This window comes from Amycolatopsis sp. lyj-346, assembly GCF_046548975.1.
In the GTDB taxonomy this organism is placed as follows: domain Bacteria; phylum Actinomycetota; class Actinomycetes; order Mycobacteriales; family Pseudonocardiaceae; genus Amycolatopsis.
Genome location: NZ_JAJPWT010000004.1, coordinates 398,088 through 422,675 on the forward strand (window position 1 = coordinate 398,088; position 24,588 = coordinate 422,675).

The following is a 24,588-nucleotide window of genomic DNA, read 5'->3' on the forward strand; positions in this document are numbered from 1 at the left end:
TGTGCATGGACCTGGTCGTACTCGAAGAGATCAAGCGGCTGAAGTACCGGTACCTGCGCGGCGTGGACCTGAAACTGTGGGACGAGGTGGCCGACACCTTCACCGTCGACGCCACGGCCGACTACGGGACGCGCGCCGTGGGCAGCGACGGGAAGCAGTTCGAAGGCCGCGACGCGATCGTCGAATTCCTCACCCAGAGCCTCGGCAACGGCATCATCACCGTGCACCACGCCGCTCAGCCGGAGATCGACGTCGACGGCGACACCGCGACCGGGCGGTGGTCGTTCACCGACAAGGTCATCGTGCCCGACCACAAGGTGATCATCGAAGGCGCCGCGTTCTACGAAGACACCTACCGCCGTGACAACGACGGCGCCTGGCGGATTTCGCACATCGGGTACGTCCGCACCTACGAGTCGATGATGTCCTGGGACGCCCTGCCCGGCTACCGGTTGCTCGCGAACCGCTGGGCCGTACCGGCATGATCGAGAACGAGTTCTCGTTGACGCGGCCGTTCGCCGACGCCATCGTCGAAGCCGAGAAGCTGATCGCCGAAGCCCCGCACGTGCGGACCGAGCAGGACCTCCTCGAGGGCTACGACTACCTCGCCGGCAGCATCCGGGCGTCGCTGCAGATGGCCTGGGCCTACCAGCGCGACTTCCCGTACTTCACCGCGTCCACCGGGCCGTACACGAAGATGGGCCTGGACAACCCGGACACCCTGTACTTCAACGCGAACATCCGGGCCGACCGCGAGTACCTGGTCACCGGCGTCCGCGGGACCACCGCCGACCTGAGCTTCCAGGTCCTCAACGGCGACTACTCGCCGGTGGAGGTGCCCGACAGCCTCGCCGCGTTCGACGACCGGGCGATCGAGACCGGCCCGGACGGCCGGTTCGAGCTGCGCTTCGGCCCGGCTCGCAAGAACCCGGGGCCGAACTACTTCGTCCTCGGCGAAGGCTCGTCGATGCTCGTGGTCCGCGAGGTCTACAGCGACTGGGCCACCGAACGGCGGGGCGAGATCCGCATCCAGTGCGTCGACACGGCCGGCCAGGCGCCGCCGGTGCCGGACCGGTCCGCGCTGGCCAAGCGCTACGGCGTCACCGGCAAGATCCTGCTGAGCAGGCTCAAGACGTTCCTGGCCTTCCCGAAGTGGTTCTACTACGACCTGCCGGTGAACACGATGACCGAGCCGCGCTCGACGCCGGGCGGGCTCACCACGCAGTTCTCCTCGGCCGGGCACTACGAGCTCGGCGAGGAAGAGGCGATGATCGTCACCGTGCCGCGCTGCGCGGACGCCCCCTACCAGGGCATCCAGCTCGGCAGCCTCTGGTACGTCTCGCTCGACTACGTCAACCACCAGACGAGCCTCACCGCCGACCAGGCCCGCGTCGATCCGGACGGCAAGATCCGGTTCGTGATCGCCCAGCGCGACCCCGGCCTGGCGAACTGGCTGGAGCTGACCGGGCACGACCGCGGGTACGTCCAGATCCGCTGGCAGCGGCTCGCCCGCGACCTCGGCCCGGACGACGGCCCGGTCGTCGAGGTGGTCAAGGCCGGCGAACTGCCCGACCGGCTGCCCTGCTACGAGGAAGCGCGGGTGACGCCGGAGCAGTGGGCGGCGCGGATCGCGGCCCGGCAGGACGCCGTCGCCGCCCGGATGCTGGGGTGAGCGTGGAGAACCTGTTGCAGGGCAAGGTGGTCGTCGTCTCGGGGATCGGCCCCGGGCTCGGCCGGTCGATCGCCGTGCGCAGCGCGCGGGCCGGCGCGGACGTCGTGCTCGCCGCGCGCACCGAGTCTCGGCTCAGCGAGGTCGCCAAGGAGGTGACCGACCTCGGCCGCCGGGCGGTCGCGGTCCGCACCGACATCGACGACGCGGACTCCGCCGCGAACCTGGTCCGTGAGGCGGTCGAGGCGTTCGGCCGGGTGGACGCGGTGGTGCACAACGCCTTCGCCGTCCCGCCGCTGACCGACCTGGCCAAGGTGGAGTTCGATGCCGTCCGCGCGGGCTTCGAGACCGCGGCCATCTCCGTGCTCCGGCTGACCCGGCTGTTCCTGCCCGCGCTCAAGGAGAGCAAGGGCTCGCTGGTGATGATCAACTCGGCCGTGCTGCGGCACTCGCGGCGGACGTTCGGTGCCTACAAGATGGCGAAGTCGGCGCTGCTGTCGCTCTCCCAGAGCCTCGCCAGCGAGCTGGGGCCGGACGGCGTGCGCGTCAACACGGTGGCGCCCGGGTACATCTGGGGGCCGAACCTCCAGTGGTACTTCGGTTACCTGGCCAAGGAACGCGGCGTCACACCGGAGGAAGTCTACGCCGAGACGGCGTCCACAATAGACCTCCGCAAGCTTCCGGAGCCCGACGAGATCGCCGACGCCGTGGTGTTCCTCGCCTCGCCGATGGCCCGCGCGATCACCGGGCAATGCCTCGACGTCAACGGCGGCGAGTACCACCACTGAGGAGGACGAGATGCTCCCCGGCCGCGAAGACGTGGGCACCGTCGAGGACCTGCACGCCTCGGCGTCGAAGCTCACCGGGCTCGGCGACTTCGGCGCCGACGAGTACGTCGAAGGCCTGCGCGTACTGCTGGAGTCCTACGAGGCCGAGGCGGAACTGACGCCGTTCGGCAACAAGGTGCACCGGGCGTTCCTGCGCGGCGCCCTCGTGGCGCGGCTGCTGAGCGAGGCGTCCTGGAAGCAGAACCCGGCGTATGCGGACGTCCGCATCGAGCGGCCGATCTTCGTCACCGGCCTGCCCCGCACCGGCACGACGGCACTGCACCGGCTGCTCGCCGAGGACCCCGCGCACCAGGGGCTGGAAGTGTGGCTCGCCGAGGTCCCGCAGCCGCGGCCACCGCGCTCGTCGTGGGCGGGCAACCCGATCTTCCAGGGCATCCAGGCCGGCTACGAGCGCCACCACGTCGAGCACCCGGAGTTCATGGGGGTGCACCACATGTCCGCCGACCAGGTGGAGGAGTGCTGGCAGCTGCTGCGCCAGTCGATGCGGTCGGTGTCCTTCGAATGCCTCGCGCACGTGCCGCGCTACTCGCGCTGGCTGGCCAAGCAGGACTGGACGGACGCCTACGCCCGGCACAAGCGCAACCTGCAGCTGATCGGGCTGCCGGACGCGGGCAAGCGCTGGGTGCTCAAGAACCCCAGCCACCTCTTCGCGCTGGACGCGCTGATGGCGAACTACCCGGACGCGCTGGTGATCCAGACGCACCGGGCGCCGCGCACGATCATGGCCTCGATGTGCAGCCTGGCCGAGAAGGCCGCGGACGGCTGGTCTTCGAAGTTCCGCGGCGAGGTGATCGGGCACGGGCAGCTCGATCTGTGGGCGCGGGGCGCGGACGAGTTCGGCTGGGCCCGCGCACGCCACGACCCGGCGCAGTTCTGCGACGTCCGGTACGAGGACTTCGTCGCGGATCCGATCGGCACCGTGTCCACTGTGTACGACCACTTCGGACTGACGTTCACGCCGGAAGCACGGGCGGCGATGACGGCGGTGCACGAAGCGAGCCGGACGGGCGAGCGGAAACCGGTGCACCGCTACAGCTTGGCGGACTTCGGCCTGACGTCCGAAGAAGTCGACGAGCGGTTCGCGAGCTACCTCTCGTCCCACGGCTCGTGACGGCGGTGCTCAGCCGGTGATCAGCTTCACCACTTCGTCCATCGTCGGCCCGGCGGCCATTTCTTCGGCCAGCTCCCGCGCGCGGGTGCGGTAACGCGGATCGTCCAGGACGGCGCGGACGGCCCGCCGCAGCGTCCGCGGTGAGGCCGAGGCGCGGACGCGGCCGATCCCGGCCCCCGACCAGGTGACCCGGGCCGCGACCTCGCGCTTGTCCTCGCTGGCCCCGACCACGACCAGCGGCACGCCGTAGCGGAGGGCGTGGTTGACGCCGCCGTACCCGCCGTTGCTGACCATCGCGGCGCAGCGGGGGAGCAGTTCGTCGTAGGGCAGGAAATCGGCCACCCGGACGTTCTCCGGCAGGGTGCCGGGCCGGAGCTTCCCGCCGCACGTCGTCGCGACGACCAGGACGTCCTCGCCGGCCAGCGCGTCGATGGCAGGCTCGACGAGCCGGCCGAGGTCGTCGTTCGCGATCGTTCCCTGGGTCACGTGCACCACCGGCCGGCCACCGTCCAGGTCGGCCCACCACGACGGCAGCGGGTGCTCGCTCGCCGTGCTCACCGTCGTCGGCCCGATGAAGTGCAGCGGCGCTCCTTCGCGCGGGTACTCGAAGCCGGGACAGGTCATCTGCAGGACGCCGTCGCTGTGCAGGGGCCAGTCCGCGAACAGCATGCCGGGGTCGCCGCCGAGCAGTTCTGCCGCCAGTTTCTGCGCCGGCCCGGTCACCCACGGCGCGAGCGCCTTGAGGAGCGCGCCGCGCAGGGGGTGGCCGGGTGGGCCGGCCGGGACCGGTGGCATGAACGGCAGGAACCCGAGGACCAGCAGGCGTGGCCGTCGTGCGCGCCGGACCAGGGCCAGCCCGGCCATCATCAGCGGGTCGCACAGCACGACGTCGGCTTCCTGCTCGTCGAGCACGCTCAGCTGGACGGGCATCGCGCGGACGAAGTGGGTGAGCTCGAACCGGGCGAGCTTCAGCCCGCGCAACCCGGCGCGGCCGGGGATCGTGCCGTCGAGGTCGGTCTCGTCGAAGTCGGCCTCGCCCGGCAGGACGTGAACGGTGGCGCCCAGTTCCTCGAACGCCTCCCGGTAGCGCGAGCCGGTGACGACGGCGACCTCGTGCCCGGCGGCGAGCAGGGCGGCGACGATCGGCTTGGCCGGCCCGACGTGGCCGCGGGCGGGCTGCACGCCCACGAGTACCCGGGTCATGGCACGTCCCTTCATTGACCGATACGCTGTACTATCGAATAGCGATGACGATACCGGATTCCGAAGGCGCGCGGCGCCGTTACGAGTCGCCGGTGCGCGCGGCCCGCGCCCAGCGCACCCGGGCCCACGTGGTGGCGACGGCGGGGAAGCTGTTCGCCGCCCGCGGCTACGCGGGCACGAGCATGCGGCAGATCGCCGCGGAGGCGGGGGTGAGCCTGGAGACGGTGACGCAGGCGGGCCGCAAGCCGCAGCTGCTGCTGGCCGCGTTCCGGGACGGCTTCGCGGGCGACCCGGACTCGATGAACCTGGACGCCTTGGCCGGTCCCGCGGGCCCCGCGGACCTGACGGCGGTGATTTCGCGGGTCGCTTCCGGTGTGCGCCGGTCGTTGCCGATCTGGCGCGCGTTCACCACGGCGGCAGCGGCGGACGCGGAGGTGGCGGCGGTCCGCGCGGAGCTGGCGGTGGCCCGCCGCGCGGAGATCGCGGGCCGGCTGGAGGCGGCCGGGCTCGCGCCCGGGGGCGGGGCCTCGGGACGGCTGGCCGACGCGATCGGGTTGATCGTGTCCCACGAGGCGTACGACCACTTGACGACGGTGTGCGGCTGGCCGCACGAGGAGTACGTGACCTGGGCGGCGATGGCGGTCCAGGCTCAGCTGACCCTCGACTGGCAGTGAGTGCGGTACCCCCGGCTCAAGCGCCCCAAGGTGGCCTTCGGTGCGTTGGACGCACCGAAGGCCACCTTGGGTGCGTTGGACGCAACCAAGGCCACCTTGGGGCGTTAGCCGGCCGCCGCTTGCAGGCCACGGGTTGCGATGCCGCGCAACACTTCCACCCGTTCCGCGCCCGGGCGGCTCAGCACCCAGCTCGATCCCGGCACCGTCTTCGCGCGCTTCTTCAGCGGCGCCAGCAAGCGCGAAACCTCCTGGTAGGAACCGATCGCCCCGCTCGCGCAGACCAGCGTCGCCAGCGAGACCGTCACCGGCAGTCCCTCGGCCGACCAAGCACGGTCCAGCAACGCCCCCGCCACCGTGGCGATCTCGTCGACGTCGCACACCACCAGGAAGTCGTCGCCGCCCACGTGGCTCACGCGCATCCGGCGCAGGCCGCCGGCCAGCTCCGTCAGTGCCGCGCCCAGCTCGCGGATCAGGTTGTCGCCCGCCGCGAAACCCGCCGTGTCGTTGACCGTCTTGAACGCGTCGATGTCCAGCCAGGCCGCCACGAACGGCTCGCCGATCGTGATGCGGCGGGCCACGTCGCGGGCGATCGTGTCGCTGCCCGGCAACCGCGTCAGCGGGTTCAGCGCCGCGGCCGCCTCGACCTTCGCCTCGGCCACGCCGCGGACCACCTCGGTCACCAGCACCACGCCGAGGCAGCGGCCGAGCTCGTCGACCACGACCACGTCGTCGCCGGTGCGGCCCCAGTCGGCGTCGGTGACCAGCTCGAGGAACTCCATCGCGCCGGCCCGGGCCTCGATCGTGTGCGGCGTGTCCGCGAGCCGGGCCGCCGGGCGCTTGGCGTGCAGCGCGTGCCCGTACGGGCCGGTGACCGCCACCAGGAACCGCGTCCGGTCGACCGACCAGCGCGGCCGGTTCAGCTCGTCGACCCCGACCACCCCGGACGGCGCGTCCGCCGCCGCGAGCACCGCGCGGACCTCGTCGCAGGTCGCGGCTTCCGGCAGCGTCGTGGCCGGGCGGAGGAAGTCGCCGACGCACGGTGCCGGTGCCCCGGTCGCCGGCCGCCCGCGCGTCAGCAGGGCCGGCGCGGGACCGGCCGCGGTCGGCGGCGCGAGGAGGTGCCCCTGGGCGATCCGGACGCCGAGGCCGCGGACGGCGTCGAGCTGCTCGCCGGTCTCCACGCCGGTCGCGACGAGCCGGGTGCCGGTGCGGTTCGTGTAGTGCAGCAGCGCCTCGACCACGGCGGCCGAAGCCGGGTCGTCGGGCAGCCCGCGCAGCACGGTCCGGTCGAGCTTCACCACGTCGACCGGCGCCTCGACGAGCAGGCCGAGCGGCAGGTCACCGCGGCCGAGCCCGTCGAGCGCGAGCCGGAAGCCGAGCTCGGTCAGCGCCCGCATGCCGGCGAGCGCGCGCCCGGGTGGCAGCGGCGCGAACGGCGGGCCGATCTCCAGGACGATGTCGCGGGTGCGGCGGCCCGCGTCGCCGAGTTCCGCCAGGAGGTCGTCGTACATCGCCTGCGGCGCCGCCAGCGTGCGGGCGGAGAGGTTCAGGTGCAGCGGGAGCGACGTCGGGTGTTCGGCGTCCTGCCGGACGGCGGCGACCGCGAGCCCGAGGTCGGCCTCGGCGAGCCTGCCGTCGCGGCGTGCCTGCGCGAGCAGCTCGGGGACGGTGCCGCGGCCGGGCCTGGCCAGTGCTTCGTGCGCCACGACGCCTCCGGTGTGGAGGCTGTACAGCGGCTGGAAGGCGAAGCGGACCGCGCGTGGCGACTTCACGGCCCGATCGTCGCGGGTCGCGCGGCGGAGCGGAACCGATGTCGGCTGATGTTCATCGGGGCGGCACCCGGATTCCCCGCATCGGGGTAACTGTTTCATGCTTGACTTATATAAGTCGCTGCTTGTAGCTTGGCCGGGTGCACGCGTTCGACGTCCTCGGCGACCCGGTCCGCCGCCGGATCCTCGAGCTGCTGGCCGACGGCGAGCGGGCCGCCGGGGCGGTGGCCGAGGTGATCCGGGCCGAGTTCGGCATCTCGCAGCCGGCCGTGTCCCAGCATCTGAAAGTGCTGCGGGACAACGGCTTCGCCGTCGTCCGCCAGGACGGGACGAGACGGCTGTACGCGGTCGGCCACGCCCCGCTGCGGGACGTCGACGTCTGGCTCGACCGGTTCCGCCGGTACTGGACGCCGCCGCTGGACGCGCTGGCCACCGAAATCGCCCGCGGCAAACGTGCCCGGCGCCGCACCGAAGAACTCAGTGAAGAACTCAGCGCAGAAGGAGAAGGTTCGTGATCGACGTCAGCCACCAGATCAGCGCCGTCCACCGGACGGTCGGCACGCGCGTGCTCGAAGCGGGCGAGGCGCGCGTCATGACCATCAGCCAGGTCTACGACACCGACGTCGACGACATGTGGGACGCGGTGACGAACGCCGAGCGCATCCCGCGCTGGTTCCTGCCGGTGTCCGGCGAGTTGCGTGTCGGCGGGAAGTACCAGCTGGAGGGCAACGCGGGCGGCACGGTCGAGCGCTGCGACCCGCCGAAGAGCTTCGCCGCGACCTGGGAGATGCCCGGCGGCGTCAGCTGGATCGAGGTCCGGTTGACCCCCGAAGCCGGCGGCACGCGGTTCGAGCTGGAGCACGTCGCGCACGTCGACGACCACTGGGAGCAGTTCGGCCCGGGCGCGGTCGGCATCGGCTGGGACATGGCCCTGACGGCGCTGGTCCGGCACCTGGCCGCCGAGCCGGGCTACGTCGTCGACCCGGCCGAGGCGATGGCCTGGATGGCGTCGCCCGAAGGCGTCGAGTTCGTGACGAAGGCCGGCGAGGCCTGGTACGAGGCCCACGTCGCCGGCGGCGCGGACGAGGCCGTGGCCCGCGGGCAGGCCGACCGCTGCCTGGCGGCCTACACCGCCCAGCCGGAGGCTTAACGGTCGTCGTACTTGACCGCGGTCAGGGTGATCACCGCGTCGGCCGGGACCTCGGTGCCGGGCGGTGGGTCCTGGGCCGTCTGGCGCCAGTTGCGGTCGACCACCAGCGCGCGGCCCTGTCCGGTGCCGTCGACTTCGCGCAGGTTGTAGAGCCCGGCCCGCTGCATCGCGTTCTGGGCGTCCTGGTGGTTCATCCCGGAGACGTCCGGGACCTTGATCAGAGCCGCCGGCGCGGAGGCGGACGTCGAGGTCGTGACCACCGTCGTCGTGCCGGGCTCGCGGGGCGGGGCGCCGCACGCGGCCGCGGTGAGGGCGAGCGCCGCCAGGGTCGTGCTCATCCGTCGGGACATGCCTCCGGAGTACCCACGCGCCTGCCCGCCGTTCAGGTGAACCTCCGGATAAGGTCGGGCGCATGGATCAGGGCAGCGAGCACACCGACCCGCGGGCGGCCCGGCGCGACCCCGTGGCGAACGTCGGCGGGTTCACCGACCTGGCGACCAGCCCGTTCCGCATCGACCGCGACCGGATCGCCGCGTCGCCGTTCTTCGCCCGGCTCGGCGGGGTGACGCAGGTCGTCAGCGCCGGCGGGGCCGGGCTGCTGCACAACCGGCTCACCCACAGCCTCAAGGTCGCGCAGGTCGCCCGGGCCATCGCCGAGCGCATCACCACCGGGCCCGACGCCGGCCTGGCCGACAAGCTGGGCGGCTGCGACCCCGACGTCGCCGAGGCCGCCGCGCTCGCCCACGACCTCGGGCACCCGCCGTTCGGGCACCTCGGGGAGCAGACGCTCGACCGGATCGCCCGCCACCGCTTCGGCCTCGCCGACGGCTTCGAGGGCAACGCGCAGACGTTCCGGATCATCACCACGACCGACGTGCGCGGGCCGTCGGCGATCGGGCTGGACCTGACCACGGCGGTGCGCGCCGCCGTCCTGAAGTACCCGTGGCTGCGGCTGCACCACCCCGCGCCGCACCCGTCGGAGCTGCCCGTGCCGCCCCGCGGGGCGGCGGAGCCGGGTGACCTGCCGGGCACCGGTGCGGCCAAGTTCTCCGCCTACGCGACCGAACTCGACGACTTCGAGCAGGCGCGCGCGGCCTTCGCGGGCCGCGTCGAAGGCTGGCAGCAGACCGTCGAAGCGTCCGTGATGGACACCGCCGACGACATCGCCTACGCCATCCACGACCTGCAGGACTTCCACCGCATCGGGGTGCTGCAGCACGCGCCGGTCGCCGCGGAGCTGGGGGAGTGGCTCGAGCACGCGGGGGAGCTGGCGTCGCTGGCCGACGAGACGCTGCACGCGGACCTGCGCCGCCCGGGCCGGTCGCTGGAACGCCTCCGCCGCCGCATGCACGCCAAGGACGCGTGGATCGTCGACGACGACGCGTTCGCCGCGGCCGTCGCCCGGGTGCGCGCGGAGCTGGTCGACGGCCTGCTGGGTGGGGAGTTCGACGGCTCGATCGAGGCCGAGCAGGCGACGGCGGCGTTCTCCGCGAACTGGACCGCCCGCCTGGTCGACGGCGTGTACCTGCTGCCGTCGCCGTCCACCCGCACCGGGCACGTCTCGCTGCGGCCCGCCCAGTGGCACGAGGTCCAGGTGCTCAAGTTCGTGCACCGCCGGTTCGTGCTGCTGCGCCCCGACCTCGCGCTGCACCAGCGCGGCCAGGCCGGGGTGGTGACGAGCCTGGTCGACGCGCTCGACGCGTGGCTGCTCGACCGCGACGAGGTCTCCCGCCTGCCGCGCCGGCTGCACGACCTCGTCGAGCTGGCTCGCGCCGAGTACGCCGGGCTGGCGCGCTCGGCGCCGGAACTGCTGGTGGGCGCGACCGGGGAGCCGGTGACGGGGGCGGACGCGGTGCGCGGCCTGGCCCGCGGGCGCGCGGTGGTCGACTTCGTGGCTTCGCTGACGGACAAGCAGGCGGTGACGCTGCTGGACGCGCTGTCCGGGCGGGCCGCGCAGCCGTGGTCGGATTCGTTCGTGCTCTGAGCGCACGGTAACGGCTTTTCCCGGTGGCCCCGCCGGTTGCACGCTCCGGGGTGTTGCTTGTGGACATCCCAGCCCGTGGGTCACCTTGCCGCCGACGGCGGAACGACCGGTTGTCCGGTGCGTGTCCGGTGGGCGGTGCACCGCTGCGCTGAACGGCCTACGGCATCCGGCCCCTTCGGGAAATTATCCGTCCTTTGTCACTCGAACGGCTGATGTTTACGGAGAACTCGCGGTACTTGACTGGGTTCAGCCGGTGATCACCGGCGTCGGTCAGCGTGAGTCGGGGCACGCGCCTGGAGATTCGGAGGGCGCCCGTGCGTCGTACCCGTTCCACAAGATCGAGATCCACTGTGTTCACCGCCGGAGCCGCGGCCCTGCTCGCCGCGCTCGGCCTGGTGTCCCCGCCTGCCGCGGGGGCCGCCACCGCGTCCGCACCGGACGCGTTCAGCGAAATCGCCCAACAGCAGATCGCCGCCCTGCAGGCGGTCAAGGCGGGCCGCACCGCCGCCGAGTCCAAAATGGACAGCAAGCTGCTCGTCGCCGCCAAGGGCGTGGGGAAGCAGCTGAACGGTTTGCAGTCCGGGACCACCGTTTCCGCGACCGGGACCGTCCTGGTCGACATCCGCGCGAGCAAGGTCTCGCCGGACCTCCTCGCCGGGCTCACCAAGGCCGGGGCGGGCATCCGCGCGGTGTCCGACCGCTACGGCAGCGTCCGCGCCGAAGTGCCGCTGGACAAGGTCGGCGAGATCGCCGCGCGGGGCGACGTCAAGCGCGTCGAGCAGGCCGACGAGGCGATGACCGCCCGGCAGCTGGCCACGCCCGCCGGTGACCGCGAGACCGGCGGCAAGACCGAAACCAAGCAGCAGAAGGCCGACCGCATCGCCGGTGAGCTGCAGAAGGCGGTCAGCGCCAAGTCCCAGCGCGCCGCGGCCGCGCCGCTGGTCAGCGAAGGCGACCGGGCGCACAACGCCGACCTCGCCCGCCAGCAGTTCGGCGTCACCGGCGTCGGCGTCAAGGCGTGCGCGCTGTCCGACGGCGTGAACTCCCTGGCCGCATCGCAGGCCAAGGGCGAACTGCCGGACGTCGACGTCATCCCCGGCCAGGAGGGCGACGGCGACGAGGGCACCGCGATGCTCGAGATCATCCACGACCTCGCGCCCCGCGCCGCGCTCGGCTTCGCGTCGGCGTTCAACTCGGACGCCAGCTTCGCCGACAACATCCGCAAGCTCCGCTTCGAGTCGCACTGCGACGTCATCGTCGACGACGTCCTGTACTTCAAGGAATCCCCGTTCCAGGACTGGATCATCGCCCAGGCCGTGAACGACGTGACCGCGGACGGCGCCCTGTACTTCTCGTCGGCGGGCAACGAGGGCAACGTCGCCAGCGGCACCTCCGGGCACTGGGAAGGCGACTTCGTCGACTCCGGCAAGCCGGTCGGCAAGTTCGCCGGCGTCGCGCACAACTTCGCCGGCGCGGCGGGCAACCAGATCTACGAGCCGCTCTCGGCTGCATCCTCGTCCGGTGTCCCGGTGACCCTGCACTGGTCGGACCCGCTCGGCGCGTCCGCGAACGACTACGACCTCTACCTGCTCAACTCCGCGGGTGCGGTCGTCAGCTTCAGCCAGAACGTCCAGGACGGCACCCAGGACCCGTACGAGCGCGTGACGACGGCGGGCGGCACCGGGCTGCGCCTGGCCATCGTGAAGTTCTCGGGCGCGAACCGCTACCTGTCGCTTTCGGCCCTGCGCGGCCGGTTCTCCGACTCGGCCGACGGCCTCAAGGCCTACACCACCCCGGGCGTCACGGTCGGCCACTCGGCCGCGCGGGACGCCTTCAGCGTCGCGGCCGCCCCCGCGGCCAAGGCGTTCGGCCGGGCACTCGAGCCGGGCGACCCGGCCAACCCGGCGGGCCCGTACCCGGGCTCGTTCAGCGGCGCCACCAAGGCCGAGCGGTTCACCTCCGACGGTCCGCGCCGGATGTTCTACGAGGCCAACGGCACGCCGATCACGCCGGGCAACGTGTCGTCGACCGGCGGCGAGATCCGGAACAAGCCGGAGATCACCGCGGCCGACGGCGTCACCACCAGCGTGACCGGGTTCAACCCGTTCTTCGGCACCTCGGCCGCCGCGCCGCACGCGGCCGCGATCGCCGCGCTCGTGCTGTCCGGCAACCCCGGCCTGCCGCCCGCGGAGGTGCGGGAAGCGCTGATCAACACCGCGATCGACATCGAAACCCCCGGCCGCGACAACTTCACCGGCGCCGGCGTCATCCTCGCGGACAAGGTGCTGGCCTACACCGGCGCCAGCCCGCAGCCCCTCGCGGTGGCCAAGCAGCCGACGGTCACCCCGGCCGACGGCGGCTCGGCGCTCGACCCGGGCGACACCGCCAAGGTGACGCTGCCGGTGACCAACGACGGCGACGGCGTCGCGGCGTCCACCAGCGTCGTGCTCACCAGCCCGACCCCGGGCGTCACCGTGGCGCCGCGGGCCAAGTCTTACGGCACCATCAGCCCGGGCCAGACCGGCGTCAACGACTTCACCATCACCGTCCCGGCGAGCCAGCAGCTCGGCGTGCCGGTGGTGCTGAACGCCCGCGTCACGTTCGCCGGTTCGCACTCGCCGACGACGTCGGTGTTCTCGCTGCCGGTCGGCACCCCGTCCCCGGTCGCGCAGGACTTCGCCTACGCCGGCGCGCCGGTGGCGATCCCGGACGACAGCCCGGTCGGCGCGTCGGTGACCATCCCGGTCACCGGGGTCGGCCGCGCGTCGAAGGTGACGTTCTCCGTGGACGGCACCACGTGCAGCACCGACGCGACGTCGACCGCGGTGGGTCTGAACCACTCGTACGTCGGCGACCTGGTCGGCACGCTGACCGCACCTTCGGGTGCGAAGGCCACGGTGTTCCAGCGCAACGGCGGTTCGGGCAAGAACCTGTGCAAGGTCGTCTTCGCCGACAACGCGGCGGCCGCGTTCAGCACGGTGACCTCGGTCAACGCGCCGTTCACCGGCACCTACCGGCCGACGCAGTCCCTCAGCGGCGGCCTGACCGGCGCGGCGGCGGACGGCACGTGGACGTTCTCCGTGGTCGACGCCGCCGGCGGCGACGCGGGCTCGATCCGGGCGGTGGCTTTGCACATCAACGGGTTCGTCCAGCCCGCGGCGGCCGGAGCGCCGTCGAACGTGCGGGGGGTCACGAACAACGGCCCGGTGCACCCGCAGTAACGAACCAGGTAGTACATAACGTGAACTACCTGGTGAGTCCCGCCCGGTAACGCACCGGTTGGTCCAGAGTGAAGTAACTACCTGGTGGGTTCCAACTGGTAACTCACCGGTTGGTTCAGGAAGAAGTAACTACCTGGTGAGTACGGGGTCGTCGCGGTGACGCGGCGGCCCCGTACCGTTTCCCCATGGCGAAGGGATGGCAGGTCGCGGGCGGCGGGCGCGCGATCGAGGTGCCGCCGGAGCGGCTGGCCGGCTGGTTCGCCCGTTTCGCCGACGGACACGGAGGAGCCGTGGCCACCGAAGCCACGTCAGCCGAGCTCCGGGTGACCGCCGCCGACGGGGCCACCGCGACCGCGACCGTCCCGTTCGGGCCCTTCGAGGCACTTTCCGTCGAAAAGCTCGTCGCGCACGCCCTCCGCCCGCGGACGGTCGCGCTCCTGCTGGTGCGGCGGGGCGGCCACAGCGTCGGCATCGCGCGGGATGGCCGGATCGAGGTCTCGCGCACCGACCGGCACCTCGTGCAGGGCCGCTCGGCCGCGGGCGGCTGGTCGCAGCAGCGCTTCGCCCGGCGTCGCGCGGGCCAGGCGCGCCACGCGCTCCAGGACGCGGCGAAGGACGCCTTCGAGGTGCTCGTCCCGCGGCTGTCCGAAGTGGACGCCGTGGTGCTCGGCGGCGACCGGCGGGCCCTCGACGAGCTGCGCGGTGACCGGCGGCTGGCGCCGTTGTTCGCCCGCGCCGAGCCCTGCGTCCTGGAGGTCGGCGAACCGAGCCGCGCCGTGCTCGAGGAAGCCGCCGTGCGGGCGCTGTCGGTGCTGATCACCCTGCACGACGGGTGAGCCTGCCCACGTCCGGGGAAAACCGCTCGACGCGGGCCCGTACACTGGTCTCCGTGGATATCCAGCTGGAGTGACGCCGCGGCCCGAGCGGGCCGCCTGCTGCTGTCCTCCGATAACGCTGTCCTCCGTTCACCCCCGTCCACGGGAGTTCCCCTTGATCACGGCCACGGGCCTTGAGCTGCGCGCCGGCTCGCGCATCCTGCTCAACGGCGTCACCCTCCGCATCCAGCCCGGCGACCGCATCGGCCTCGTCGGCCGCAACGGTGCCGGCAAGACCACCTCGCTGAAGGTCCTCGCCGGCGAAGGCGAGGCGCACGCGGGTGACGTCCGCCGCACCGGCGAGCTCGGCTACCTGCCGCAGGACCCGCGCGAAGGCGATCTGTCGGTCACGGCGAAGGACCGCGTGCTCTCCGCGCGTGGTCTGGACAAGCTGATGCGCGACATGGAGAAGGCGCAGGCCTCGATGGCCGAGCTCGTCGACGACGCCGCGCGCGACAAGGCCATCAACCGCTACGCCCGGCTCGAAGAGCGCTTCGCCTCCCTCGGCGGGTACGCCGCGGAGAGCGAAGCCGCGCGGATCTGCTCCAACCTGGGCCTCGCCGACCGGGTCCTCGCCCAGACGCTGGGAACGCTTTCCGGTGGTCAGCGCCGCCGCGTCGAGCTGGCGCGGATCCTGTTCGCCGCGGCCGAAGCCGGCGCGGGCGGCAAGTCCGAGACGATCCTGCTGCTCGACGAGCCGACCAACCACCTCGACGCCGACTCCATCAACTGGCTGCGCGGCTTCCTCAAGCAGCACGACGGCGGCCTGGTCGTGATCAGCCACGACGTCGAGCTGCTGGCCGACGTGGTCAACAAGGTGTGGTTCCTCGACGCCACCCGCGCCGAGCTCGACCTGTACAACATGGGCTGGCAGCGCTATCTCGACGCGCGCGCCACCGACGAGAAGCGCCGCCGCCGCGAGCGCGCCAACGCCGAGAAGAAGGCGTCGGCGCTGCAGCAGCAGGCCGCGAAGCTCGGGGCGAAGGCGACGAAGGCCGTGGCGGCCAAGAACATGGCGCGCCGGGCCGAGCAGATGCTGTCCTCCCTCGAGGACACCCGGCACGCCGACAAGGTCGCCCGGATCAAGTTCCCCGAGCCCGCGCCCTGCGGCCGTACCCCGCTCACCGCCGAGAACCTCTCGAAGTCGTACGGCTCACTGGAAATCTTCACCGGCGTCGATCTCGCCATCGACCGCGGTTCGAAGGTTGTCGTACTCGGGCTGAACGGTGCGGGAAAGACGACTTTGCTCCGGCTGCTCGGCGGAATGGAAACCCAGGACACCGGATCCGTCGTTCCGGGTCACGGATTGCGTTTGGGCTATTACGCACAGGAACACGAAACTCTTGATCATGAAGCGTCGGTGTGGGAAAACATCCGACATGCCGCTCCGGACACCGGAGCGCAGGAGTTGCGGAACCTGCTCGGCTCGTTCCTGTTCACCGGCGAACAACTCGACCAGCCGGCGGGCACGCTTTCCGGCGGTGAGAAGACCCGGCTCGCGCTGGCCGGCCTGGTCTCCAGTGCTGCCAACGTCTTGCTGCTCGACGAGCCGACGAACAACCTCGACCCGGCCAGCCGGGCCCAGGTGCTCGAGGCCTTGCGCACCTTCGCCGGTGCCGTCGTCCTGGTGACGCACGACCCGGGCGCGGTCGAGGCGCTGGAGCCCGAGCGGGTCATCCTGCTGCCCGACGGAACCGAGGACCACTGGTCGGCCGACTACCTCGAACTTGTCCAGCTTGCGTGAGGCGTGCGTCCATTCGGGTGCAAGATCACTCGCCGTAGAGCACTGGAATGGCCCAATGTGATCGCAATTTCGGCTGTTTCACGTCTGTCGTCTGGCATTCCGGCGCTCAGTGTTCGATCATTGCCCCGGCAGGGGCCGATATGTGGCCCAGAACACTCTCGGCGGGAAGGCGATCGACGTGGCTGATCTCAAGAAAGGCGCGCGGATCACCGGCAACACGCGTGACAAGCTGGCCGCTGACCTGAAGAAGAAATACGAGAAGGGCTCGAGCATCCGGGCGCTGGCGGAGTCGACAGGGCGTTCCTACGGGTTCGTCCACCGGGTGCTGTCGGAGTCCGGCGTTCAGCTGCGGGGGCGCGGCGGGGCCACCAGGGTCAAGAAGAAGTAGTCGAGGACTGCTGCGCGGGGGGCGCAGTGGACACTTCGGCCACGCGGAACGCCAGGTGGGCCCCGAGCAGGACCAGCGGGTACACCAGGTAGCCGTACCGGGTGGCCGGAGTGAGCAGGATCAACGCGCCGAGTCCGACGGCGGTGCGCAGCAGTGCGCCGGAGCCGTTCGCGGGGGGCCGGCGCACCAGCCACACCACCATGGCCACGGCCGCGGCGCCGACGAGCACGAACGCCGCGACCTGACCGAACGGACCGAGCTCGGCGATCAGGTGGCCCGGCAGCGGGCTGGCCGCGGGCGACCGCACGACGCCCATCCCGAGCGGGAACCGGAAGACGTGCTCGACGAAGGCGGCCGGGTCCACCAGGTACACCGGCAGGTGCAGGGCGGCGGTCGTCGCCACCAGCGCTGCCGCGAACCGGGCGAGTGCCGCCCAGTCGAGCCTTGCTCCCCGGCGTACCAGCACGAGCACGGCCAGCACCGCGGCCGCGGGCGCGACGATGAGCTTCGCGCTGACCACCAGCGCCAGCACCAGGCCCGACCAGGCGACCCGCGCGGTGGCCGCGAGCGCGCAGCTCAGCACCAGCAGGCCGACGATGGCCAGATCCGGCCCGGCGACGGCCCAGGTGAGCGCCGTGAGCGGGCAGGCGAGCGCGAGCTGCGCGGCACCGACCGGCACGCGGGGCCACTTCAGCAGCTTCAGCGTGCCCAGCACGCACGCGCAGGCGGCCAGCGCGAACATCCAGCGGGCGTCGGTGAGGGCGTCGGTCAACGGGGTGCCGCCGAACAGCGCCCGCGGCAGGCCGAAGACCGCCATGACCGGGCCGTAGGGTGTGTAATCGTTTACCACGGGGGGACGGCCGAGCGCGGTGACGTCGACGTACGGGGTTCCGTGGTGCAGCAGCAGATCCGCGGACCGCTCGATCACCCAGACCTCGGGCTGCGCGGCCCACGAGAACGGCGTGATCAGCCAGTCCACTCCGGTCAGTCGCCGAATCACCAGAAGCGCCAGCGGGAGGATCATCGCCAACAGCGCGACCGCGGCGATGCCGCACCAGCGTGAACCGATTGCGCCGCGCGGCGTACGCCCCTTGCGTGCGGACAGCAGCAGGTACCCGCTGTGCGCCGCGGCGAGGCCGTACGCCACCGTCGCGAAGTTGCCCCAGACGCGGTAGCCGTAGAACTCGGACAGGAGCGCCGTCGGCAGCGCGAAGGCCAGGCAGGCCAGGGAGAACCCCAGGTCCCAGCGCAGGGGGGCGACCTCTTCGGTGCGCGACGGCGCCGTGAAGAGCCGGGCCGTGCGACGCCATGCGGGCGCCTGGCCCACCTCCGTTCCCACGTCGCCAGGCTACCGAGGAGGCCGCCGTCCGGTTCAGTCGACGTCTCGCAGGCGGGACAGCAGTTCGGTGAAGCCGTGCAATGCTCCGGATCGTCAGTCGCAATAATCATCAGTATGACTGACGATCAGTCCAGGGGTACAGTCTGTCCATGTCCACCGCGCCTCTCGCCGTCACGCAGCGGCTCGGCTACCTGCTCAAGCACGCCCAGCTGCGGCTCGCGGAGCTGGCCGAACCGCGGTACGCCCCGCTCGGCGTCACCGGGCGGCAGCTCGCGCTGCTGACGCTCTTCGGTGACGGGCCGGCGCGGTCGCAACAGGACGGCGCGGCCCGGCTCGGCGTCGACCGGACGACGATGGTCGCGCTCGTCGACGAGCTGGAGGCCAAGGGCCTGGTCCGGCGCGAGGTCGCGCCGGGGGACCGGCGCAAGCGCCTCGTCGTGCTGACTCCCGAGGGGAAGCGGGTCCGCGATGCGGGCGCGGAACTCACGCGGAAGGCCGAGGCGCAACTGCTGGAACCGCTTTCCGCCGAGGACGCCGAGCGGCTGCGCGCCGCCCTGCACCAGGTTGTTCTCGCGGAGTGAACGACATCGGGAAGCAAACGGACAGCAACGGCGTTGTCCAGGTCATATCCGCCAAAAACCTCGGCTAATGTAGAGGTTTCTGACACTGGGGGTTTCCCGTGGACAACATGTGGGGGCTGTGGAGCTCGGCGATGCGCGCCGGCGATGAGCCGAAGGCGCTCACCCGCGGCACGCTCAAGCGCATCGCGCGCTTCGCCCGGCCGCATTGGCGGCGCCTGCTGGCCTTCCTCCTGCTGACCGTCGTCTCGGCCGTCCTCGCCGTGTCGACGCCCGTGCTGGCGGGCAAGGTGGTCGACGCGATCGTCGGCGGCCACGACGTCTCGGTGGTCGTCTGGCTCGCCGTCGTGATCGCCGCGCTGGCGGTCGCCGACGCGGGGCTCGGCCTGGTCGAGCGGTGGCAGTCGGCGCGCATCGGCGAAGGCATCATCTACGACCTGCGCCGCGCGGTCTTCGAGCACGTGCAGCGCATGCCGATCGCGTTCTTCACCCGCACCCGCACCGGCGCGCTTGTCTCGCGGCTCAACAACGACGTCATCGGCGCGCAGCGGACGTTCACCGCGACGCTGTCCGGGCTGGTCACCAACGTCATCCAGCTGGCGCTGTCGCTCGCCGTCATGCTCACGCTGTCCTGGCAGGTCACCCTGCTCGCGCTGGTGCTGCTGCCGATCTTCGTCATCCCCGCGCGCCGGCTCGGCCGCCGGATGGCCGGGCTGCAGCGGGAAGCCGCGAACCTCAACGCCGGGATGACCACGCAGATGACCGAGCGCTTCTCGGCGCCGGGCGCGACGCTGGTGAAGCTGTTCGGCCGTCCGGTGCAGGAGGCCGAAGACTTCGGGGAGCGGGCCGGGCGCGTGCGGGACATCGGCGTCCGGACGGCGATGCTGACCCGCTGGTTCATGACCAGCCTGACCCTGGTTTCGGCGCTGGCGCAGGCACTCGTGTACGGCCTCGGCGGGTACCTCGCGCTGACCGGCAAGCTCGCGCCGGGCACCGTCGTCGCGCTGGCGCTGCTGCTGACCCGGCTCTACGCGCCGCTGACCGCGCTGGCCAACGTCCGGGTCGACGTCATGACCGCGCTCGTGTCGTTCGAGCGGGTCTTCGAGGTGCTCGACCTGGAGCCGATGATCAAGGAGAAGCCCGGCGCGCGGACGCTGTCCGCCTCGGGCGGCGTCTCGGTCGAGTTCGCGGGCGTCCGCTTCGGGTACCCGGCGGCGGACCGGTACTCGCTGGCGTCACTGGAGGACGTCGCCACGCTCGACCACCGCGGCGGGGAAGAAGTGCTGCACGGCATCTCGTTCCGCGCCGAGCCGGGGCAGATGATCGCGCTGGTCGGGTCGTCCGGGGCGGGGAAGTCGACGATCGCGTCGCTGCTGCCGCGGCTCTACGACGTCGACGCCGGCTCGGTGCGGCTGTCCGATGTGGACGTCCGGGACCTGACCTTCGCTTCACTGCGGGAAACCGTCGGCGTCGTGACGCAGGACGGCCACCTCTTCCACGACACGATCCGCGCCAACCTGGCGTACGCGCGCCCGGGCGTCACCGACGACGAGATCTGGGAGGCGCTGGAGCGCGCGCGGCTGGGCGAGCTGGCGCATTCGCTGCCCGACGGCCTCGACACGACGGTGGGCGAGCGCGGCTACCGCCTTTCCGGCGGCGAGCGTCAGCGGCTCACGATCGCGCGTCTCCTGCTGGCCCAGCCCAAGGTCGTGATCCTCGACGAGGCGACCGCCCACCTGGACTCGGAGTCCGAAGCCGCCGTCGGCGAGGCATTGACGCACGCCCTCGCGGGCCGCACGGCCTTGGTCATCGCCCACCGCCTCTCGACGGTCCGCGCGGCCGACCAGATCCTGGTCCTCGAGCACGGCGAAATCGTCGAGCGCGGCACCCACGACGAACTCCTCGCCGCAAACGGCCGCTACGCCACCCTCCACGCCACCCAGTTCGCCGACGAGGAACCCGCCGTGGCCTGACCGGAACGGTCGACCCGCGTGCCTGGACGGTCGACCCGCGTGCCTGGACGGTCGACCCGCGTGCCTGGACGGTCGGTTGACGAGCCGACCCTCCAGGTACGCAAGCCGACTCCCTGGGTACGCGGGCCGACCCTCCAGGTACGGGGTTACGTGGTGGGGAGGGACGTGTAGAGGGCGTGGACGAGGGCCATTTTGCGGGGGTCGTCGCGGATGAGGGGGCCGAGCTGGTTGAGGGTGTAGCCGAAGGCGATGCCGTTCTCCGGGTCCGCGCCGCCGGTGGAGCCGCCGAGGCCGTCGTGGCCGAAGGCCGCCGGGTTGGGGCCGAAGCCGCGGGCGTCGCTGCCGAGGTAGAAGCCCAGGCCCCACTCGTTCGGCAGGCTGAGGACGGCGTCGATCTCCTTGCCCTGGCTTTCCCGCGCCGAGGCCAGCGTCGCCAGCGCGGCATAGATCGTCGCGATCGCGCGGGCGGTGCCGTGGCCGTTCAACGCCGGCATGACCGCGCGCCGCCAGGCCGGTTCGTTGGCGTCGTGGCCCTGGAGGCGGGGGTTCATCAGCGCGGCCTGGGCGATCGGGCCGGCGGCGGCGAACGCCGTGGCCAGCGCGTTTGCCATCTCCTCGGTCAGCACCGGGTCCACCAGGGTCGCGCAGCGGTCCAGGTCGGCGTCGGAGGCGAGGCCGATCGAGAAGTCCGCGCCCAGCGGCCCGGCGATCTGCTCGGCGAAGAACTCGCGGATGCCCTGCCCGGCGATCCGCCGGACGACCTCGCCGACGAGCCAGCTGTAGGCCAGCGCGTGGTAACCACCCGCGGACCCGGGCTCGGACAACGGCTCCTGCGCCGCGAACAGCTTGTGCGCGCAGAGCGCGGTCATGCCCTTGGTCGTCGACCAGACGTTGGCCAGGGTGTCCGGCTGCCACGGCCGGACGCGGTCCGGATCGGACCAGCCGCCCCACAGGTCTGCCACGACTTCGCCGTGGCGGACGGCGGTGAACGCGGCCCCAGCTCGCCGCGGGAGCGGCCCACACCGACCAGTCGGTATGTCGACGCTGAAGCGGCCGGGCACGTGACGTCAAGACGTGCCCGGCCGGTACTCTTTGACAAACTGCTGCCGACGAACTACCGCAGCCGGGGGACGATCTCGCCGTACTTCGCCAGCAGGGCGGCGTTCGCCTCGTCGCCACCCTCCACATTGGAGCTTCGCCACAGCGGGACGTCGAGGCCTTCGGCGATCCCGCGGTCGTACACCTGGGCCAGCACCAGGTTCCACAGGAACGCGTTGACCACAGTGGACAGCGGCGCGGTGCGCGGGGCGTCCGGCGGGTAGCTCGCGTCGCCGGGCACGACCAGCGAGTCCAGCACCACCGTGCCCTGCTCGGCCAGCGTGCTCGACGACCGCCGCGGGGCCGCCGCGACGCACGCCCGCGACGTCACCGCGATCACCGCCGCGCCCCGTTTGCGCGCCTCGAGGCACAGCTCGACGGGGTACGGGTTGACGCCGGACGTCGAAAACACCACCAGCACGTCGTCCGGCCCGGGCGCGCGCTCGGCCAGCACCTCCGCGGCCAGGCCGCTGCGCCGCTCGGTCCGCGTGCTGGACACCGCGCCGTGCAGCGGGAGCAGCTCCGGGTGGTAGAGCGGGTAGACGCACGCCAGCCCGCCGGCCCGGTAGAACGTCTCGGCGACCGCGGCCAGCGAGTGCCCGGCGCCCGCGGTGTAGACCAGCGCGTCGGCCCGGATCACCCCCAGCACCAGGTCCGCCGCGGCGCGCACGGCCTCGGCGTTGGCCTGCTCGACGTCCGCCAGCTGCCGCGCGACGCTGCCTGTGATGTCCGTGGCGCTCACCACACCCACCCTTCCGTCGGGGATCGGGCGCCGAATCTACCGTGCGGACCACTTCGCACGGTGGAATAGCCGGGTGGGGAACCGGGGTTGACCCGGATGCTGGGGAAGAGGAGGACGCGGGTGGGCGAAGTGGAACCGGCGGTGTCCGTGTGGCCGGCGCGCGGGCGGACGCGGGCGGTCGTGCTCGTGCTGCACGGCGGCGCGGAGCGGGGCACCGGCAGCGTGCAGCCTTGGAAACCGGCCTATCTCCGGATGGTCCCGATCGCGCGCGCCCTGCACCGGGCCGGGCGCAAGCGCTCCGATGGTCACGGCGTCGAGGTGCGGCTGCTGCGCAACCGCCGCTACGGCTGGAACGCGCCCGCCGAACACCCGGTCGAGGACGCGCGCTGGGCCCTCGAGCGCATCCGTGCCGAGCACCCCGGCCTGCCGGTCGTGCTGGTCGGCCACTCGATGGGGGCACGAGTCGCGCTGCGCGTGGCCGACGACCCGGCCGTGCGCGGCGTCTGCGCGCTGGCGCCGTGGACGCCGCGAGGCGAGCCGGTCGAAGCCGTCGCCGGGCGTTCGGTGCTCATCGTGCACGGCACCCGCGACCGGATGACGAGCCCGGCGGAGTCGCACGCCTTCGCCGAACGGGCCGCGGCCGTCGCCGCTCGCGTCGCCCGGTTCGAGATCGGCAACGAGGGCCACGCGATGCTGCGCCGCGCCCGGGTCTGGACCCGGCTGACGGTGGCCTTCACCCTGGATCTGCTCGCCGGCGACGACGGCGGGACCCTCCGCGGGGCGTGGGCCACGACCGGGCCCGAACGGCTGCGGATACCCGTGTGAAAGGTGCCCCGGGCAGGGCATTCGGCGAAGCGCGCCGCGGGGGTGCGGCGACTAGGATCGATCACCGGCGAAGCCGGCCGGCCGGAGGGAGTACCCGTGACCACTTCGAGCGCTGACCGGGCGTCGGCCCGGGACGTTCCGGACGAAACCCGGTGGCCGGGCCTGGCCGGCCCGCCGCATTCCGCGCTGCGCGCGCGGATCGCCGCCGCGCTGTTCCGCCACGCGGTCCGCCCGCTGGAGCTCCGGGTGACGTTCCCGGACGGCACCGTGCTCGGCGCCGGCGGCCCGGACGCCCCCGAGATGCGGATCCGGCGCCCCGAGGCGTTCTTCCACCGCCTCGGCGTCGACGCCAAGATCGGCTTCGGCGAGTCCTACATGGCCGGCGACTGGACCGCGTCCGACCTGGCCGAGGTGCTCACGCCGTTCGCCGAGCGGATGGCCACGCTCGTCCCGCCGGTGCTGCAGAAGTTCCGCCGGCTCGCCGAGCGGACGCAGCCGCCGTCCGAGGAGAACACCCTCGAAGGCGCGCGGGCCAACATCCACCGACACTACGACCTGTCCAACGCCCTGTTCGGCGCCTTCCTCGACGAGTCGATGACGTACTCCTCGGCGCTGTTCGCCCCCGGTGACGACCTCACCGCCGCGCAGCACCGCAAGATCGGCAGCGTGCTCGACTACGCCGGCGTCCGCGAAGGCAGCGAAGTCCTCGAAATCGGGACCGGGTGGGGTGAACTCGCCATCCGCGCCGCGGCCCGCGGCGCGCACGTGACGTCACTGACCATTTCGGAGGAGCAGCGCGCGCTGGCCACCGAACGCATCGACGCGGCCGGGTTCTCCGACCGCGTCGACGTGAAGCTGTGCGACTACCGCGAGTCGAGCGGCCGGTACGACGCCGTGGTCAGCGTCGAGATGATCGAGGCCGTCGGCGCGTCCTACTGGCCGGAGTTCTACCGGGTGATCGGCGAGCGGCTGCGGCCGGGCGGCCGGTTCGGCCTGCAGGCCATCACGATGGACCACGACCGGATGCTGGCGGCGTCACGGGCCTACGGCTGGGTCCACAAGTACATCTTCCCGGGCGGCCTGATCCCGTCGGTGCGGTCGATCGAGGAGGGCGTCAAGGCGAACACCCGGCTCAAGCTGGCCGGGATGCGCGAGTTCGGCCAGGACTACGCGCGCACGCTACGGTGGTGGCGCGAGCGGTTCCTGCACCGCTGGGCCGACATCGCCGGGTTCGGGTTCGACGACGTCTTCCGCCGGATGTGGGAGTTCTACCTGGCCTACTCCGAGGCCGGGTTCCGGTCCGGGTACCTCAAGGTCCACCAGTTCGGCTACGAGGCGACCGGCAAGTAGGGTCCCGCGGCAACCCGACCCCGGTACCGCACGTCCTCCGTTCGGGA

The 24,588-nt window shown here is 72.2% G+C and carries 22 protein-coding genes; 16 read left to right on the forward strand and 6 right to left on the reverse strand.

Translation table 11 applies throughout. The annotated features are described in order from the left end of the window. Window positions 1–5: 5 nt before the first annotated feature. From ACLJQE_RS16830 to ACLJQE_RS16845, 4 genes are read left to right on the forward strand one after another with little or no spacing between them, the layout of a single operon-like run. On the forward strand, window positions 6–485 hold the full coding sequence (locus ACLJQE_RS16830) for a nuclear transport factor 2 family protein (protein ID WP_410640148.1): 480 nt from the start codon (window positions 6–8) through the stop codon (window positions 483–485). Beyond that, window positions 482–1,672: a hypothetical protein gene (locus ACLJQE_RS16835; protein WP_410640149.1), complete on the forward strand. Its 1,191-nt coding sequence runs from the start codon at window positions 482–484 to the stop codon at window positions 1,670–1,672. Before ACLJQE_RS16830 ends, ACLJQE_RS16835 begins: the two co-directional genes overlap by 4 nt. After that, window positions 1,669–2,457 (forward strand): SDR family oxidoreductase, encoded by a 789-nt coding sequence (locus ACLJQE_RS16840; protein WP_410640150.1) that lies wholly within the window; start codon window positions 1,669–1,671, stop codon window positions 2,455–2,457. The genes ACLJQE_RS16835 and ACLJQE_RS16840 overlap by 4 nt, the downstream gene beginning before the upstream one ends. A 10-nt stretch (window positions 2,458–2,467) precedes the next feature. Next, window positions 2,468–3,628 (forward strand): sulfotransferase family protein, encoded by a 1,161-nt coding sequence (locus ACLJQE_RS16845; RefSeq protein ID WP_410640151.1) that lies wholly within the window; start codon window positions 2,468–2,470, stop codon window positions 3,626–3,628. A gap of 9 nt (window positions 3,629–3,637) precedes the next feature. Here ACLJQE_RS16845 and ACLJQE_RS16850 read toward each other — a convergent pair whose 3' ends face one another. Next, window positions 3,638–4,831 carry a glycosyltransferase gene (locus ACLJQE_RS16850; RefSeq protein ID WP_410640152.1) on the reverse strand — a complete coding sequence of 398 codons (1,194 nt, stop codon included), beginning with the start codon at window positions 4,829–4,831 and terminating at the stop codon, window positions 3,638–3,640. 44 nt (window positions 4,832–4,875) lie between these two features. Here ACLJQE_RS16850 and ACLJQE_RS16855 point away from each other — a divergent pair, with 44 nt between their 5' ends. Continuing rightward, window positions 4,876–5,505: a TetR/AcrR family transcriptional regulator gene (locus tag ACLJQE_RS16855; RefSeq protein ID WP_410640153.1), complete on the forward strand. Its 630-nt coding sequence runs from the start codon at window positions 4,876–4,878 to the stop codon at window positions 5,503–5,505. 104 nt (window positions 5,506–5,609) lie between these two features. Here ACLJQE_RS16855 and ACLJQE_RS16860 read toward each other — a convergent pair whose 3' ends face one another. Continuing rightward, window positions 5,610–7,277 carry a GGDEF domain-containing protein gene (locus tag ACLJQE_RS16860; protein WP_410640154.1) on the reverse strand — a complete coding sequence of 556 codons (1,668 nt, stop codon included), beginning with the start codon at window positions 7,275–7,277 and terminating at the stop codon, window positions 5,610–5,612. A gap of 137 nt (window positions 7,278–7,414) precedes the next feature. Here ACLJQE_RS16860 and ACLJQE_RS16865 point away from each other — a divergent pair, with 137 nt between their 5' ends. Together ACLJQE_RS16865 and ACLJQE_RS16870 are read left to right on the forward strand one after the other, a co-directional pair. After that, the gene (locus ACLJQE_RS16865) at window positions 7,415–7,789 is read left to right on the forward strand and encodes an ArsR/SmtB family transcription factor (protein ID WP_410640155.1); all 375 of its coding nucleotides are present in this window, start codon (window positions 7,415–7,417) and stop codon (window positions 7,787–7,789) included. After that, window positions 7,786–8,424: an SRPBCC family protein gene (locus ACLJQE_RS16870; RefSeq protein WP_410640156.1), complete on the forward strand. Its 639-nt coding sequence runs from the start codon at window positions 7,786–7,788 to the stop codon at window positions 8,422–8,424. Before ACLJQE_RS16865 ends, ACLJQE_RS16870 begins: the two co-directional genes overlap by 4 nt. Here the strand turns inward: ACLJQE_RS16870 and ACLJQE_RS16875 are convergent. Next, a complete protein-coding gene (locus ACLJQE_RS16875; protein WP_410640157.1) occupies window positions 8,421–8,762 on the reverse strand; it encodes a PASTA domain-containing protein in 342 nt (113 codons plus the stop codon). The two genes, ACLJQE_RS16870 and ACLJQE_RS16875, sit on opposite strands and share 4 nt — an antisense overlap. A 74-nt stretch (window positions 8,763–8,836) precedes the next feature. Here ACLJQE_RS16875 and ACLJQE_RS16880 point away from each other — a divergent pair, with 74 nt between their 5' ends. The 5 genes from ACLJQE_RS16880 (at window position 8,837) to ACLJQE_RS16900 (ending at window position 16,636) form a co-directional block, all read left to right on the forward strand. Next, entirely contained in the window at window positions 8,837–10,408 is a 1,572-nt protein-coding gene (locus tag ACLJQE_RS16880) for a deoxyguanosinetriphosphate triphosphohydrolase family protein (protein WP_410640159.1), read from the forward strand. 350 nt (window positions 10,409–10,758) lie between these two features. After that, complete coding sequence (locus ACLJQE_RS16885; protein ID WP_410640160.1) at window positions 10,759–13,629, forward strand: S8 family serine peptidase; 2,871 nt, start codon at window positions 10,759–10,761, stop codon at window positions 13,627–13,629. A gap of 185 nt (window positions 13,630–13,814) precedes the next feature. Beyond that, window positions 13,815–14,465: an acVLRF1 family peptidyl-tRNA hydrolase gene (locus ACLJQE_RS16890; protein WP_410640161.1), complete on the forward strand. Its 651-nt coding sequence runs from the start codon at window positions 13,815–13,817 to the stop codon at window positions 14,463–14,465. A gap of 154 nt (window positions 14,466–14,619) precedes the next feature. Further along, window positions 14,620–16,248: an ABC-F family ATP-binding cassette domain-containing protein gene (locus ACLJQE_RS16895; RefSeq protein ID WP_410640162.1), complete on the forward strand. Its 1,629-nt coding sequence runs from the start codon at window positions 14,620–14,622 to the stop codon at window positions 16,246–16,248. A 178-nt stretch (window positions 16,249–16,426) separates the two neighbouring features. After that, complete coding sequence (locus ACLJQE_RS16900) at window positions 16,427–16,636, forward strand: helix-turn-helix domain-containing protein (protein ID WP_003071237.1); 210 nt, start codon at window positions 16,427–16,429, stop codon at window positions 16,634–16,636. On the opposite strand, the gene ACLJQE_RS16905 is transcribed toward ACLJQE_RS16900, so the two are convergent. Beyond that, window positions 16,623–17,975, reverse strand: a complete 1,353-nt coding sequence (locus ACLJQE_RS16905; RefSeq protein WP_410640163.1) for a glycosyltransferase 87 family protein — start codon at window positions 17,973–17,975, stop codon at window positions 16,623–16,625. The genes ACLJQE_RS16900 and ACLJQE_RS16905 overlap by 14 nt on opposite strands. A 149-nt stretch (window positions 17,976–18,124) precedes the next feature. Here ACLJQE_RS16905 and ACLJQE_RS16910 point away from each other — a divergent pair, with 149 nt between their 5' ends. Further along, window positions 18,125–18,556, forward strand: a complete 432-nt coding sequence (locus ACLJQE_RS16910; protein WP_410640164.1) for a MarR family winged helix-turn-helix transcriptional regulator — start codon at window positions 18,125–18,127, stop codon at window positions 18,554–18,556. A 98-nt stretch (window positions 18,557–18,654) separates the two neighbouring features. Then, entirely contained in the window at window positions 18,655–20,526 is a 1,872-nt protein-coding gene (locus ACLJQE_RS16915; RefSeq protein WP_410640165.1) for an ABC transporter ATP-binding protein, read from the forward strand. Window positions 20,527–20,672: 146 nt separating this feature from the next. Here the strand turns inward: ACLJQE_RS16915 and ACLJQE_RS16920 are convergent, their stop codons facing one another. Further along, window positions 20,673–21,488 (reverse strand): serine hydrolase domain-containing protein, encoded by an 816-nt coding sequence (locus ACLJQE_RS16920; RefSeq protein WP_410640166.1) that lies wholly within the window; start codon window positions 21,486–21,488, stop codon window positions 20,673–20,675. Between the two features lie 152 nt (window positions 21,489–21,640). Further along, complete coding sequence (locus ACLJQE_RS16925) at window positions 21,641–22,369, reverse strand: SIS domain-containing protein (protein WP_410640167.1); 729 nt, start codon at window positions 22,367–22,369, stop codon at window positions 21,641–21,643. Window positions 22,370–22,486: 117 nt separating this feature from the next. On the opposite strand from ACLJQE_RS16925, the gene ACLJQE_RS16930 reads away from it, so the two are divergent. Further along, the gene (locus ACLJQE_RS16930) at window positions 22,487–23,191 is read left to right on the forward strand and encodes an alpha/beta hydrolase (protein WP_410640168.1); all 705 of its coding nucleotides are present in this window, start codon (window positions 22,487–22,489) and stop codon (window positions 23,189–23,191) included. A 96-nt stretch (window positions 23,192–23,287) separates the two neighbouring features. Continuing rightward, on the forward strand, window positions 23,288–24,541 hold the full coding sequence (locus ACLJQE_RS16935) for a class I SAM-dependent methyltransferase (RefSeq protein WP_410640170.1): 1,254 nt from the start codon (window positions 23,288–23,290) through the stop codon (window positions 24,539–24,541). Window positions 24,542–24,588 lie beyond the last annotated feature (47 nt).

What these genes read in the sequence shown, in the direction of transcription:
- ACLJQE_RS16830 (WP_410640148.1), top strand. Translation starts at nt 6, where the DNA reads ATGGACCTGGTCGTACTCGAAGAGATCAAGCGGCTGAAGTACCGGTAC.
- ACLJQE_RS16835 (WP_410640149.1), top strand. Translation starts at nt 482, where the DNA reads ATGATCGAGAACGAGTTCTCGTTGACGCGGCCGTTCGCCGACGCCATC.
- ACLJQE_RS16845 (WP_410640151.1), top strand. Translation starts at nt 2,468, where the DNA reads ATGCTCCCCGGCCGCGAAGACGTGGGCACCGTCGAGGACCTGCACGCC.
- ACLJQE_RS16850 (WP_410640152.1), bottom strand. Translation starts at nt 4,831, where the DNA reads ATGACCCGGGTACTCGTGGGCGTGCAGCCCGCCCGCGGCCACGTCGGG.
- ACLJQE_RS16855 (WP_410640153.1), top strand. Translation starts at nt 4,876, where the DNA reads ATGACGATACCGGATTCCGAAGGCGCGCGGCGCCGTTACGAGTCGCCG.
- ACLJQE_RS16875 (WP_410640157.1), bottom strand. Translation starts at nt 8,762, where the DNA reads ATGAGCACGACCCTGGCGGCGCTCGCCCTCACCGCGGCCGCGTGCGGC.
- ACLJQE_RS16880 (WP_410640159.1), top strand. Translation starts at nt 8,837, where the DNA reads ATGGATCAGGGCAGCGAGCACACCGACCCGCGGGCGGCCCGGCGCGAC.
- ACLJQE_RS16890 (WP_410640161.1), top strand. Translation starts at nt 13,815, where the DNA reads ATGGCGAAGGGATGGCAGGTCGCGGGCGGCGGGCGCGCGATCGAGGTG.
- ACLJQE_RS16910 (WP_410640164.1), top strand. Translation starts at nt 18,125, where the DNA reads ATGTCCACCGCGCCTCTCGCCGTCACGCAGCGGCTCGGCTACCTGCTC.